The sequence below is a fragment of the Vannielia litorea genome (assembly GCF_900142295.1).
In the GTDB taxonomy this organism is placed as follows: Bacteria; Pseudomonadota; Alphaproteobacteria; order Rhodobacterales; family Rhodobacteraceae; genus Vannielia; species Vannielia litorea.
In genome coordinates this window covers 1,406,685-1,418,885 of sequence record NZ_FSRL01000001.1, presented here as the reverse complement: position 1 = coordinate 1,418,885, position 12,201 = coordinate 1,406,685, and the positions used below count along the sequence as shown (strand labels likewise).

Below are 12,201 nucleotides of genomic sequence, written 5' to 3'. Positions count from 1 at the left end.
GATCCCCGAACAATTAACCCAACTGTTCACATTTTCACGGGTCGGGAATGTGGCAGCACTGTGGCGCTCCGATCGGTGCGCGATTTTGCAACAATGCCGCGACGGGGCCGGGATTGGTCTCTCCGCCCGGCAAAATCTGCTCGAATCGATTCTGGCCGAACGACAGCGAGCAGATGGGCCCAACGGCCACGACGCTCCGCAACCCCTTGGCAAAGCCACGCTTTTGCCCAGGGCGTGACGCGTCGTTCATCCCTGCAAGTGAGAGCAACCCTCGGAGATCTGGTGCCGGTGGAGAGACTCGAACTCTCACGATGTTGCCATCGGGGGATTTTGAATCCCCTGCGTCTACCATTCCGCCACACCGGCCAGCAGGCGCTTCCTAAGGCGCGGCCCCTGCCCCGTCAACGCCTCTCGGAAAGCGGGCGCTCAGAGCCGCGCCGTCCCGAAGGTGTCGCAGTCCTCCACGACGCCGCGCTCGTAGCCCTTGGCAAACCAGCCTTGCCGCTGCTCGGCCGATCCGTGGCTGAAGGTCTCGGGCATCGGCACCCGGCCGGCGTTGCGCTGGAGCACGTCGTCGCCGATCTGTTGCGCCGCGTTCATCGCCTCCTGCAGGTCGCCCGGTTCGACCGTGCCGAGCCGGGCCTCCGCGTGCCGGGCCCAGACCCCCGCGAGGCAATCCGCCTGCAACTCGAGCCGCACGCTGAGGGCATTGGCTTCCGCACCCCGGGCCTCCACGCGGGCCCGGTTCACCTGTCCCAGGATCCCCAGCTCGTTCTGAATGTGATGCCCCACCTCATGCGCCACCACATAGGCCGCCGCAAAGTCGCCCCCGGCCCCGAGCCGGTTCTGGAGCGTGGCAAAGAAGCTGGTGTCCAGGTACACCCGGCTGTCGGCCGGACAGTAGAACGGCCCCGTCGCCGCGTTCGCCCCGCCGCAGCCCGAGGTAATGCGGTCGGAAAACAGCACCAGCTGCGTCGGCCGGTAGTCACGCCCGAGCTGCTCTGGAAAGACCGCGCCCCAAACCTCCTCGGTATCCGCCAGCACCACGCTGACGAACTGGCCCGAGGCCCTCTCCGCCTCGCTCAGCGCGCGCCGCTCGCCGCCCGTCTCCACCGGCACCCCACCGCCGCCGTTCAGCAAGGGCGTCACGTCGATGCCAAGGAAATAGCCGATCACCAGCACCGCGATCAGCCCCACGCCACCGAGTCCGCCTGCCTTGCCTGCGCTCACCCCGCGCCGGTCGATCACGTTGCGGCTGCCGCGCCGTCCTCTCCACTTCATCACGCGTCTCCCTTGACCTCACCGAGCCTGCATGGTCACTGGCCCCAAATCAATAACAGGCCCACGCATGTTGCGTTCCCTTTACGACTGGACGATCCGCCAGGCCACGAGCCGCCACGCGCTCTGGGTGCTGGCCGCCGTGGCCTTCATCGAAAGCTCGGTCTTCCCGATCCCGCCCGACGTGCTGATGATCCCGATGATCCTGGCCATGCCGCAGCGGGCCTGGCTGATCGCGGGCATCGCCACCCTGTCCTCCGTTTTGGGCGGGCTCTTGGGCTACGCCATCGGCGCCCTGCTGTTCGAGTCCGTCGGCCAGCCCATCCTCGCGGCGCTGGGCAAGGGCGACGCGATGTCCGAGTTCAACACCCGGTTCAACGATTTCGGCTTCTGGGCGGTGCTGACCGCGGGCGTCACGCCCTTCCCCTTCAAGGTCATCACCATCATGTCGGGCTGGACCGGCATGCCCCTCGCCACCTTCATCGTCACCTCCATCCTCGCCCGCGGGCTGCGCTTCTTCATCGTCGCGGCCCTGCTGTGGAAATTCGGCGCGCCGATCCGCGACTTCATCGAAAAGCGCCTCGGCCTCATGTTCACGCTCTTCGTCGTCATCCTCGTCGGAGGCTTCTTCCTGGTGAAATACATCTGATGCTGAAACGATACGCCTCGCTCGCCGGTCTGGGCTCTCTCGCCATGGTGCTCGGTGCCTGGGTCTTCCAATACGGCTTCGGCATGGCGCCCTGCGCCATGTGCCTGTGGCAACGCTACCCGCACTGGGCGGCCTTCGGCATCGGGGTGCTGATCCTCCTTCTGCCCGGCCTCCATGCCGGCCACCGTCTGCTGGCCTGGCTCGGGGCGCTGGCCGCCGCGACCACCGCCGGGATCGGCGTGTTTCACACCGGCGTGGAGCGCACATGGTGGGAAGGCCCCTCCTCCTGCACCGGCTCCGGGCTGGGCGGGCTAGACGGGGCCTCGCTCCTCGACCCGAGCGGCGCCGCGCCGGTGATGTGCGACCAGTCCGCCGGCGAATTCCTGATGCTCTCGATGCCGAGCTGGAACGCGCTCTTTTCCTTCGCCCTGGTGGCGGTCTGGATCTACGCGGCGACCCGCCGCGCCTGATCCGCGCCGATCAATGCAGCGTGAACTCGCCCGTCACGTTGCGCCACTCTCCCGGCGAGATCATCTTGCGATGGGTGAACCGCACGGAGTGCAGCGGCCCCTCGATCTCGTCCTGCCAGAACTCGATGAACCTGAAGAGCTTCGGATGGTCCGGTGCCAGGTCGTAGTCCTGCCAGATGAAGGTATTGAGAACACTGCGGAAATCCGGCATCCGGTAGAACAGCTCCGCCGTCGTCAACCCGTATCCCCGCAGCATCAGTTCGGTTTCCGATTCCGCCATTTCGCGCCTCCTGTTCGCGCCTCGGTGTCGTCCCCCTGTTACAAAGCTTGCCACAGCCCATTTACTTTTCAATGAAAACAATGCGCTACAAAGTGCCTGCGTTGCACTTTTGCCTAAAGAGGAGGCGCTGGTTGCACCCCATATCGTGTTGGCTGTATAAATCCGCAACAAAATCTAGAAGCGCCCATGCCACGTGGCGCCGATGCGGGATACCTTATGAGCGACACGCCAGAACCTCCTGAAAACGCAGAGGATAATTTGCCCCAGCGTCCGGAGTACCACGGCCCTTCGATCACCATCGAAGAGGAGATGAAAACCTCCTACCTCGATTACGCGATGAGCGTGATCGTGTCGCGCGCGATCCCCGATCTGCGCGACGGCCTGAAGCCGGTGCACCGGCGCATCCTCTTTGCGATGCACGATACCAGCAACACCCATGACAAGCCCTACCGCAAATCCGCGCGGCCGGTGGGCGACACCATGGGTAAGTATCACCCCCACGGCGACGGCGCGATCTATGACGCGCTGGCCCGGATGGCGCAGGACTTCTCCATGTCGCTGCCGCTGCTCGACGGCCAGGGCAACTTCGGCTCCATGGACGGCGACAAGCCCGCCGCCATGCGCTACACCGAGATCCGGATGCAGAAGGTCGCGGGCGCCCTGCTCTCCGACATCGAGAAAGACACCGTCGATTTCATCGACAACTACGACGGCAAGGACCAGGAGCCGACGGTTCTCCCGGCCCGCTTCCCCAACATGCTGGTCAACGGCGCCGGCGGCATCGCCGTGGGCATGGCCACCAACATCCCGCCCCACAATCTCGGAGAGGTGGTCAATGCCACCCTCGCCCTGATCGAGGACCCCGATCTCGATAGCGCAGGGCTGATGGAGTACATCCCCGGCCCCGACTTCCCGACCGGCGGCGTGATCCTCGGCCAGTCCGGCGCGCGCAAGGCCTATCTCGAAGGGCGCGGTTCGGTGATCCTTCGGGCCCGCACCCACACCGAGGAAGTCCGCAAGGACCGCTACGCCATCGTCGTCGACGAGGTGCCCTACCAGGTCAACAAGGCCTCCATGATCGAAAAGATCGCAGAGCTGGTCCGCGACAAGAAGCTCGAGGGCATCTCCGGCATCGCCGACGAATCCGACCGCCACGGCGTGCGCGTTGTGATCGAGCTGAAGCGCGACGCCACGCCCGAGGTGGTGCTGAACCAGCTCTTCCGCTTCACCCAGATGCAAACCAGCTTCGGCTGCAACATGCTGGCCCTGAACGGCGGCCGCCCCGAAACACTCACCCTGCGCGGATTCCTTTCGGCCTTCGTGTCGTTCCGCGAAGAGGTCGTCGCCCGCCGCACCGCCTACGAGCTGCGCAAGGCCCGCGAGCGCAGCCACATCCTTTGCGGCCTTGCCGTCGCCGTCTCCAACGTCGACGAGGTGGTCGCCACCATCCGCGCCTCCGCCGATGCCGCCGAGGCGCGCGAAAAGCTGATGACCCGCCGCTGGCCCGCCTCCGAGATCGAGGGCTACATCCGGCTGATCGACGACCCGTCGCACACCATGAACGACGACGGCACCTACAACCTGTCCGAGCTGCAGGCCCGCGCCATTCTCGAGCTGCGCCTCCAGCGCCTCACCCAGCTCGGCGTCAAGGAAGTTACCGACGAGCTCGAGGAGCTGGCCGGCAAGATCAAGGACTACCTCGACATCCTGCGCTCCCGCGACCGGATCATGGAGATCATCTCGGGCGAGCTGAAGGAGGTGCGCGACGAGTTCGCCGTGCCCCGCCGCACCGAGATCGTCCAGTGGTCGGGCGACATGGACGATGAAGACCTCATCGAACGCGAGGAGATGGTCGTCACCGTCACCCAGTCGGGCTACATCAAGCGCACGCCGCTGGCCGACTTCCGGGCGCAAAAGCGCGGCGGCAAGGGGCTGTCGGGCGGCGACCTGAAAGAGGAGGACGTGGTCACCACCCTCTTCGTCGCCAACACCCATACGCAGCTTCTGTTCTTCACCACCGACGGGATGGTCTACAAGCTCAAGACCTGGCGCCTGCCCCAGGGCGGCCGCACCTCGCGCGGCAAGGCCATCGTCAACATCCTGCCGATCCCGCAGGGCGTTTCGGTCGCCGCGATCATGCCGGTGGATCGCCCCGAGGAGGAATGGGACGATCTGCAGGTGGTCTTCGCCACCGATGCCGGCACCGTCCGCCGCAACCGCCTCTCCGACTTCACCAACGTCAAGGCGAACGGCAAGATCGCCATGAAGTTCGAAGACGAGAACGCCGGCATGAGCCTCATCAACGCCCGCATCTGCTCGGATGATGATGACGTGATGCTGGTCACCGACGCCGGCCGCGCCATCCGCTTTCCCTCCACCGACGTGCGCGTGTTCAACTCCCGCGCCTCCGTCGGCGTGCGTGGCATCAAGCTGTCGAACGGCGACAAGGTGGTGTCGATGTCCGTCATCCGCCACTTCGAGGCCAGTTCCGAGGAGCGCGTGGCCTACCTCAAGCAGCGCCGCCTGATGGCCGGTCTGACCGAGGAGGAGGAACCCGACGAGGACGAAGAGATCGTGGCCGAAGGCCAGCTCTCCCAGGAGCGCTACGCTGAGATGAGCGCCGCCGAAGACCTGATCCTCACCATCACCTCCAAGGGCGCTGGCAAGATCAGCTCGTCGCACGACTATCCGGTCCGCGGCCGCGGCGGCATGGGGGTCATTGCCTGGACCAAGGGCATGCCCCACGGCCCCATCGTCGCCTGCTTCCCGGTCGATCTGTCCGACCAGGTAATGCTCGCCACCTCCACCGGCCAGTCGATCCGTTGCCCGGTCGACGGCATCTCCTTCCGCTCGCGCGGCGCCGGCGGGGTGAAGGTGTTCAACACCGCCAAGCGTGAAGAGGTCGTTTCCGTGGCCTGGATCGCCGAGCAGGACGAGGACGACGCTCCGCAACCCGAGACCGGGTCCGAAGGCGGAGCCGAGGCCTGATATCAGTCCCCGACGCGATGCAGGGTCTCATGGCGCTCCTGCCCTTGCTGATCGTCATCGTCATCGTGGCCGCCGTGCTCTTCATCGGCGGCCAGCGCGCGGCGCGTCAACAGCGCCTGATGCAACGCCCGATCGACCAGAGCGAGCGCAATGCCGCCGCGCTCAAGCGAATCGAAGAGCGCCTCTCCCCCCCCCGCCCGGGCCCTGACGGCGCCCCCGGCGGACCGCCACGCCTTTGGGGTCACGGGCCGGCTGCCTCAACGTCAGCCCGCCACGGTGCGGCCAGATTGCCCCAACTCACCGTTCGGTTGTGCCGAACGGGTTGCACTCTTCCAGATGCGCGCGTAACCCCAGAATTGCAAAAGCGTAATAACAAAAAGTGTCTTTTGCCGTAGCAGCCCGGACCCAACCGCAGGAACCCCAACATGCCGTCGTGGGACGATCTCAAGTTTGCTCTCGCCCTCTCACGTCACGGCCGGATGAACTCTGCCGCCCAGAGCCTCGGCATCAACGTCGCCACCATGTCGCGCCGGATCGAGCGCCTCGGCGAGATCCTCGGCCAGCCTCCCTTTGTCAAGAAAGCCGACGGCTGGGAGCCGAGCCCCGTCATCACCGGCCTGCTCGACATCGCCGAAGAGGTCGAACAGCGGCTGGAGACCGAGATGAACAGCATCCGCTCCGGCACCGCCGCGCAGAACACCCGGTTCTCCATCGGCTGCCCGCCGATCATTTCTCTCTTCGTGCTCTACCCCAACATTGCCAACCGCGACCCAGCCCTGGGCAACGTGAGCTACAGCTTCACCCAGCGCGTGATGGAGGATGGCCTGGGCGAGAACGACCTGGTGATCCAGCACAAGCGCCCCGAGTCCGGCCGGGTCATCACCCAGAAGATCGCCACGCTCTCCTCCAGCATCTACCGGCTCAAGGGCGGGCGGGAGACCGGCGGGTGGGTCTCGCTCAGCGAGCAGTATGACCCCACGCCCTTCAACCAGGCCGGCTACCGGTTCTTCGGCACCCCGCCTTCGGTGCGGGTTCAGTCGATGTACGAGCTTTACGAGCTGATCGGCGCCACCGGCATGGCGGGCCCCATCCCCGACCTGGTCGCCGCCAGCAACCCCGAGCTCGAGATCGTTCCGGGCGGCGAGACCATCTCCGAAACCGCGCTCTGGCTGATCTACCACGCCTCGCGCAGGGGCGATCCGGTGATGGAACAGACCGTTGCCTGGGTGAAGGACAGCTTTGCCAGAATGCAAAGCCAACAGTCCAGGGTGGTCAACCTGCGTCGCGCCTGACCCCTCCGATCACGCGAAAATCCATAAAAACAAGACCTTCGGCATCTCGTGCCACTTAAAACGATGTGCCAGTCACATATTTTAACGTTTCCGTTTTGCATAATTTTCTATTTCCACGTTAACACTTCCCGGCGATGCTCAACCCAACGATGAAGAAAATTCATCACCCGAGGCAGAGCAGACGATGACAGTTACACCTCTTGCGCAATGCGCATTCCGCCTGGCGTTTGCCTATATCCTTGCCAACCAGGCACTCTCCACGCTCGTCGTTCCCTCCCTGGCAGCAGAGGCGTCAACCGGCGTCTCTGCTTTCAGGGCCCCTGTCGAAACCTTTCAATTCATCGCCGTCAACGCGCTACTGATCGTCATCGCGATCTGGGTGGCCTTCGGCATCCGCACCCGCCTCGTCACCGCCATCGGCCTGGTGATCTACGCGGGCTACACGATCTCCAGCGGCGGCCTCGAGGCCGACAACCTCGGCATCGGCATCTTCGTCGCTTTCGGCCTCGCCCTTCCGCTCCTCGCGGCAGGCGGAGGCGCCTTCGCACTCTATCGTAAAGGATGGTCCGGGCTGACTGATCTCTAGCATCGTAACCGCACTGGTCGAACGGACTTCACTCAGGGGCGTCGCGTGTGTTGCGGCGCCCCCTTTTTTGTCTGGCCGTCGGGATGCCGCCCGAGCGGCGCGCCCAGGGCGCAGAACCTGGCTCCGGGTTAGGTCCAGGCGGGCATCGGTTAACCAATGGTTGCGGATTCCTTTCAAATTTGGCGCGAAGTCGGGCAGAACACGGGACGAACGACAGGGCCGGTGGATGGGGGCTCGGTCACTCGCACAAAGGATCAGACCATGAAAACCCGCATCTGCGCGGCAGCCCTTGCCGTTGCCAGCGCCCTGCTGCCCCTCCCCACCCAAGCCCAAAGCTCCGCCATCGGCTTTTCCGGCGCCGAACTGACGCTCGGCCATGCCTCTGGCGAAACCGGCACCCTCACCACGCTGGATGCCAGTGCGGACTTCGCGATCACCGCCCAGCACGGCCTTCAGCTCGATCTGGGCATCATCGACTACGGCAACATCTGGTTCGGCACCCTCGCCGCCCATGCCTATCTCCAGCCCACCCAGGCGGCCAAGTACGGCCTCTTCTTCGCCTACTCCGATGCCGATGACAGGGAGGCCGCCACCACCGAGATCGGCGTCGAGGGCATCTGGTCGCTCGGGAGCTCCACCACCGTCGAGGCCCGCGCCGGCATGGGCCGCGCCGACCCCTCCGAGGTCGATTACCTCTTTGCCTCGCTGGGCGCACGCCACGCCCTGACCCGGCAGCTTGCTCTTTCCGGCCGCCTCGGCATCGTCGATGCCGACGAGGCCCGCGCCGCGCTCACCGGCACCACGCTCGACCTCGGCCTCAGCTACCACCTCCCCGACGCGCCCGTGGCGCTCTCCCTCGGGGCCAGCCACACCCGGATCTCCGGCACGCACACCGCCAGCGAAACCCGCGTCACCATCGGCCTCACGGCGGCCATCGGCGGCGCCCGCACTGCCCGTGCCACTGCGGCGCAGCGCAACTTCGCCCCGGTCCGCCCGCTGCAGCCGCTGCTCGAGCGCGGCCTGGTCTGGGATTTCGTCGGCAGCCGCTGAGGGCTTTCCAAATCGGGGCGGAGGCCCTATCTCCGCCCCCATGACCAAACCGCTCCATATCATCGGCGCCGGCATGGCCGGCTCCGAGGCCGCATGGCAGGCCGTCTCCGCAGGCATCCCCGTGGTGCTCCACGAAATGCGCCCCCACATCGGCACCTTCGCCCATCAGACCGGCAACTTTGCCGAGATGGTCTGCTCCAACTCCTTCCGCTCCGACGACGACGAGCAAAACGCCGTGGGCCTCCTGCACTGGGAGATGCGCGCCGCTCAAGGCCTCGTCATCACCTCCGCCGACCGTCACGCGCTCCCCGCTGGATCGGCGCTCGGGATCGACCGCGAGCCGTTTTCCGAGTGGATCACCGCACAGTTGAGAAACCACCCGCTTGTCACTGTTTCCGAAGGCGAAATCACCGCCCTGCCCAAGCCCGAGGATGGCCTTGCCATCATCGCCACCGGCCCGCTGACCTCCGGTGCCCTGGCCGAGGCAATCGCCGCCGAGACTGGCGCCGAGGCCCTCGCCTTCTTCGATGCCATCGCCCCCATCGTCCACGCCGACACCGTCGACATGTCCGTGGCTTGGATGCAGTCGCGCTACGACAAGGGCGAGACCGAGGAAGAGCGCACCGCCTACATGAACTGCCCGATGAACCGCGCCCAGTATGAGGCCTTCATCGACGCGCTGCTCGAGGCCGAGAAAACCGAGTTCCGCGAGGGCGAGACCGCGAAATACTTCGACGGCTGCCTGCCCATCGAGGTCATGGCCGAGCGCGGCCGCGAGACCCTCCGCCACGGCCCCATGAAGCCCATCGGCCTCACCAACGCCCACAAGCCCGACGAGAAGGCCTATGCCGTCGTCCAGCTGCGGCGCGACAACAAGCTGGGCACGCTCTACAACATCGTGGGCTTCCAGACCAAGATGAAGTATGGCGCGCAAGCCTCTGTATTCCGAATGATTCCGGGCCTTGAGAACGCGCAGTTCGCCCGCCTCGGCGGCATCCACCGCAACACCTTCCTCAACAGCCCCACGCTGCTCGACGCCGAGATGCGGCTGAAGTCCCGGCCCCACATCCGCTTCGCCGGCCAGATCACCGGGGTCGAGGGCTATGTCGAGAGCACCGCCATGGGTCTGCTCGCCGGTCGCCTCGCCGTGGCCGAACTGCGCGGCGAGCGCCTTCCACCGGTGCCAGAGACCACCGCCATGGGCGCGCTCGTCACCCACATCACCGGTGGCGCGGAGGCCAAGACCTTCCAGCCGATGAACGTGAACTTCGGGCTTTTCCCGCCGGTCGAGGCCAAGGGCGGCCGCCGGGGCCGCAAGGACCGCTACAAGGCCTACACCGACCGTGCCAAGGAAGATTGGCAGGCCTGGTTGAACTCTGCCGCCCAACCCGTTGAACCGGCGTGACATTCACCACCCGTTTTGCCCCTTCGCCCACCGGCCCGCTGCACCTCGGCCATGCCTTTTCGGCCCTTCTGGCCCATGACATGGCCCGCAGCGCCGGGGGACGCTTCCTGCTCCGGATCGACGATCTCGACCAGTCCCGCGCCCGCCCCGAATGGGAGGCCCAGCTCAAGGGCGATCTCGCCTGGCTCGGGCTCACATGGCCCGAGCCCTGCCGCCGCCAGTCCGATCACCTCGCCGACTACCGCGCCGCGCTCGACCGCCTCACCGCGCGCGGCCTCACCTACCCCTGCCAGTGCTCCCGCCGCGACATCTCCGCCGCCGCCTCCGCCCCGCAGGAGGGCGCACCGCACTTTGGGCCCGATGGCCTCATCTACCCCGGCACCTGTCGTGCGCGTTCGATGTCCGAGGCCCGCCCCGGCGACGCGATCCGCCTCGACATCGAAAAGGCCCTCGGCCAGGGCGCGCTCCCCGGCTTCACCGAGACCGGCCCGGCCCACGCCGGCCAGCACCTGCTCACCGCCGACTACCTGCTCACCGGCATCGGAGACCCGGTGCTCGCCCGTCCGCAGATGGGCGCGAGCTACCATCTTTCCGTGGTGGTCGATGACGCCGCGCAGGGCGTCACCCATGTCATTCGCGGCGAGGATCTCTTCACCGCAACCTTTCTCCACCGCTTCCTGCAACATCTCCTCGACCTGCCCACGCCCGCCTATCACCACCACGCGCTCATCCGCGACGCGGCGGGCAAGCGGCTGGCCAAGCGCGACGACGCCCGCGCCATCGCCCGCTACCGCGACGACGGGCTCACGCCGGAGCAAATTCGTTCCATGGTAGACCTTTAAGAGACGACCTTCATGCGATCGGCTCGGAGATGATCACTTCTTCCCCCGCCCGAACGGCGGTGTAAAAGCAGCTCCGCCGATTGGTATGGCAGGCCGGGCCCTCCTGCTCCACGAGCACCAGCAGGCAATCGCGGTCGCAATCGACCCGCATCTCCACCAGCGTCTGCACATGCCCCGAGGTCTCGCCCTTCACCCAGAAGCTGGCGCGCGACCGCGACCAATAGGTCACCCGCCCGGTCTCGAGCGTTTTCGCCACCGCCTCGGCGTTCATCCAGGCCACCATGAGCACCTCGCCGCTCGCGGCATCCTGTGCCACGGCGGGTATCAGCCCCTTTGCGTCATAGACCAATGTCTCGGTGTCGAACGACATGCCCGCTCCTTTGCATTCCGCGCCCTCACCGCTATCTATGGGGCACATCTGCCGGAGGCCAGCCCCATGAACGCCGAAAACGACCTGATCAAGCTCTACTCGGGCCGGATTCTGTCGCTCGCGGCCGACATTCCGCTGACCGACCGGCTGGAGGCACCCCAGGCCACGGTCAAGCGGCGCTCGCCCCTCTGCGGCTCCACCGTGACCGTCGATCTGAACGTCGAGGACGGGCGCATTTCGGCCTTCGGGCAGGATGTGAAGGCCTGCGCCCTTGGCCAGGCCTCAGCCGCCATCGTCGGGGCCAATGTGATCGGCCGCACAGCCGAGGAGATCCGCACCGCCCGCGACCAGCTCAAGGCGATGCTCACCGCCGAGGGCCCGGTGCCCGACGCGCCTTTCGAGGATTACGAGGTGCTGCTGCCCGCGCGGGGCTACCGCAACCGCCACGCCTCGATCATGCTCACGCTGGAGGCCTTGGCCGAGGCGATGGAGCAGGCCGGCGCCTGACCATTCGGCGTGGGCCTGGCCCTTTCGCCGGCGCCTGACCATCCGGCGGAGGCCTGGCCGTCTGGCCCGCGCTTGACGCTCCGGCGGTGGCCCGGCCGAATGGCCGACGCGTGACCGTTCGGCCGAGGCTTCTTCGCCGTTCGACCGGCACGTGACCGTCCAGCCGAGACCCTGCGCGCCCGCGGCACAGACCCGGCCGATTGCCCTCCAACGCCCCATCCACCAAAAAAAACCGCCGCACACCCGGTCGGGTGGCGGCGGCAGGCTAGGACGGTGGCAGAGACCGGGCGCCGGGCGGGGAAGGCCCGAAGAGGCGCTCGGAACAGGCAAGAGAGCGCGCGCATCCCGTTGTTGGGGACAGGTGGATGCGGTGCGCCCGGTCCCTGGACCGCAGGCAAGCCGGGTGACAAGAGGCAACTGTCACCCCGCAGAGAAACTCTAGAGAAGTCCGGGCAGATGCAGCCCCCCGACCAGCAGAACCATC

At 66.4% G+C, this 12,201-nt stretch carries 13 protein-coding genes and 1 tRNA gene; 9 read left to right on the top strand and 5 right to left on the bottom strand.

The genetic code is table 11. From position 1 onward, the window contains the following. Positions 1-280: 280 nt before the first annotated feature. Both BUR94_RS07085 and ypfJ read right to left on the bottom strand, forming a co-directional pair. Positions 281-366 (bottom strand) — tRNA-Leu (locus BUR94_RS07085). A 60-nt stretch (positions 367-426) separates the two neighbouring features. Further along, positions 427-1,281, bottom strand: a complete 855-nt coding sequence (gene ypfJ, locus BUR94_RS07080) for a KPN_02809 family neutral zinc metallopeptidase (protein WP_074255517.1) — start codon at positions 1,279-1,281, stop codon at positions 427-429. Positions 1,282-1,348: 67 nt separating this feature from the next. Here ypfJ and BUR94_RS07075 point away from each other — a divergent pair, with 67 nt between their 5' ends. Together BUR94_RS07075 and BUR94_RS07070 are read left to right on the top strand one after the other, a co-directional pair. After that, positions 1,349-1,927: a YqaA family protein gene (locus tag BUR94_RS07075; protein WP_074255516.1), complete on the top strand. Its 579-nt coding sequence runs from the start codon at positions 1,349-1,351 to the stop codon at positions 1,925-1,927. Then, entirely contained in the window at positions 1,927-2,397 is a 471-nt protein-coding gene (locus BUR94_RS07070) for a disulfide bond formation protein B (protein WP_074255515.1), read from the top strand. Before BUR94_RS07075 ends, BUR94_RS07070 begins: the two co-directional genes overlap by 1 nt. Positions 2,398-2,407: 10 nt before the next feature. Here the strand turns inward: BUR94_RS07070 and BUR94_RS07065 are convergent, their stop codons facing one another. Beyond that, positions 2,408-2,677, bottom strand: a complete 270-nt coding sequence (locus tag BUR94_RS07065; protein ID WP_074255514.1) for an usg protein — start codon at positions 2,675-2,677, stop codon at positions 2,408-2,410. A 216-nt stretch (positions 2,678-2,893) separates the two neighbouring features. Here BUR94_RS07065 and gyrA point away from each other — a divergent pair, with 216 nt between their 5' ends. Further along, entirely contained in the window at positions 2,894-5,665 is a 2,772-nt protein-coding gene (gene gyrA, locus BUR94_RS07060) for a DNA gyrase subunit A (RefSeq protein ID WP_084192947.1), read from the top strand. A gap of 2 nt (positions 5,666-5,667) precedes the next feature. Here gyrA and BUR94_RS07055 read toward each other — a convergent pair whose 3' ends face one another. Next, positions 5,668-5,910 carry a hypothetical protein gene (locus tag BUR94_RS07055; RefSeq protein ID WP_074255512.1) on the bottom strand — a complete coding sequence of 81 codons (243 nt, stop codon included), beginning with the start codon at positions 5,908-5,910 and terminating at the stop codon, positions 5,668-5,670. Between the two features lie 180 nt (positions 5,911-6,090). Here BUR94_RS07055 and BUR94_RS07050 point away from each other — a divergent pair, with 180 nt between their 5' ends. The 5 genes from BUR94_RS07050 to gluQRS all read left to right on the top strand — a co-directional run bounded on the left by BUR94_RS07050 (position 6,091) and on the right by gluQRS (position 10,840). Further along, a complete protein-coding gene (locus BUR94_RS07050) occupies positions 6,091-6,957 on the top strand; it encodes a LysR family transcriptional regulator (protein WP_074255511.1) in 867 nt (288 codons plus the stop codon). Between the two features lie 184 nt (positions 6,958-7,141). Beyond that, a complete protein-coding gene (locus BUR94_RS07045; RefSeq protein ID WP_074255510.1) occupies positions 7,142-7,543 on the top strand; it encodes a hypothetical protein in 402 nt (133 codons plus the stop codon). Positions 7,544-7,804: 261 nt separating this feature from the next. Continuing rightward, positions 7,805-8,593, top strand: coding sequence for a hypothetical protein (locus tag BUR94_RS07040; protein ID WP_074255509.1), 789 nt, complete (start codon positions 7,805-7,807; stop codon positions 8,591-8,593). A 40-nt stretch (positions 8,594-8,633) separates the two neighbouring features. Beyond that, on the top strand, positions 8,634-9,998 hold the full coding sequence (trmFO, locus tag BUR94_RS07035; protein ID WP_074255508.1) for a methylenetetrahydrofolate--tRNA-(uracil(54)-C(5))-methyltransferase (FADH(2)-oxidizing) TrmFO: 1,365 nt from the start codon (positions 8,634-8,636) through the stop codon (positions 9,996-9,998). Next, positions 9,995-10,840, top strand: a complete 846-nt coding sequence (gluQRS, locus tag BUR94_RS07030; protein ID WP_074255507.1) for a tRNA glutamyl-Q(34) synthetase GluQRS — start codon at positions 9,995-9,997, stop codon at positions 10,838-10,840. Before trmFO ends, gluQRS begins: the two co-directional genes overlap by 4 nt. Positions 10,841-10,850: 10 nt before the next feature. Here the strand turns inward: gluQRS and hisI are convergent, their stop codons facing one another. Further along, positions 10,851-11,210: a phosphoribosyl-AMP cyclohydrolase gene (hisI, locus tag BUR94_RS07025; RefSeq protein WP_074255506.1), complete on the bottom strand. Its 360-nt coding sequence runs from the start codon at positions 11,208-11,210 to the stop codon at positions 10,851-10,853. Between the two features lie 66 nt (positions 11,211-11,276). On the opposite strand from hisI, the gene BUR94_RS07020 reads away from it, so the two are divergent. Then, positions 11,277-11,717, top strand: a complete 441-nt coding sequence (locus BUR94_RS07020; RefSeq protein ID WP_074255505.1) for an iron-sulfur cluster assembly scaffold protein — start codon at positions 11,277-11,279, stop codon at positions 11,715-11,717. Positions 11,718-12,201: the final 484 nt, after the last annotated feature.

What these genes read in the sequence shown, in the direction of transcription:
- ypfJ (WP_074255517.1), bottom strand. Translation starts at nt 1,281, where the DNA reads ATGAAGTGGAGAGGACGGCGCGGCAGCCGCAACGTGATCGACCGGCGC.
- BUR94_RS07075 (WP_074255516.1), top strand. Translation starts at nt 1,349, where the DNA reads ATGTTGCGTTCCCTTTACGACTGGACGATCCGCCAGGCCACGAGCCGC.
- BUR94_RS07070 (WP_074255515.1), top strand. Translation starts at nt 1,927, where the DNA reads ATGCTGAAACGATACGCCTCGCTCGCCGGTCTGGGCTCTCTCGCCATG.
- BUR94_RS07065 (WP_074255514.1), bottom strand. Translation starts at nt 2,677, where the DNA reads ATGGCGGAATCGGAAACCGAACTGATGCTGCGGGGATACGGGTTGACG.
- gyrA (WP_084192947.1), top strand. Translation starts at nt 2,894, where the DNA reads ATGAGCGACACGCCAGAACCTCCTGAAAACGCAGAGGATAATTTGCCC.
- BUR94_RS07050 (WP_074255511.1), top strand. Translation starts at nt 6,091, where the DNA reads ATGCCGTCGTGGGACGATCTCAAGTTTGCTCTCGCCCTCTCACGTCAC.
- BUR94_RS07045 (WP_074255510.1), top strand. Translation starts at nt 7,142, where the DNA reads ATGACAGTTACACCTCTTGCGCAATGCGCATTCCGCCTGGCGTTTGCC.
- BUR94_RS07040 (WP_074255509.1), top strand. Translation starts at nt 7,805, where the DNA reads ATGAAAACCCGCATCTGCGCGGCAGCCCTTGCCGTTGCCAGCGCCCTG.
- trmFO (WP_074255508.1), top strand. Translation starts at nt 8,634, where the DNA reads ATGACCAAACCGCTCCATATCATCGGCGCCGGCATGGCCGGCTCCGAG.
- hisI (WP_074255506.1), bottom strand. Translation starts at nt 11,210, where the DNA reads ATGTCGTTCGACACCGAGACATTGGTCTATGACGCAAAGGGGCTGATA.
- BUR94_RS07020 (WP_074255505.1), top strand. Translation starts at nt 11,277, where the DNA reads ATGAACGCCGAAAACGACCTGATCAAGCTCTACTCGGGCCGGATTCTG.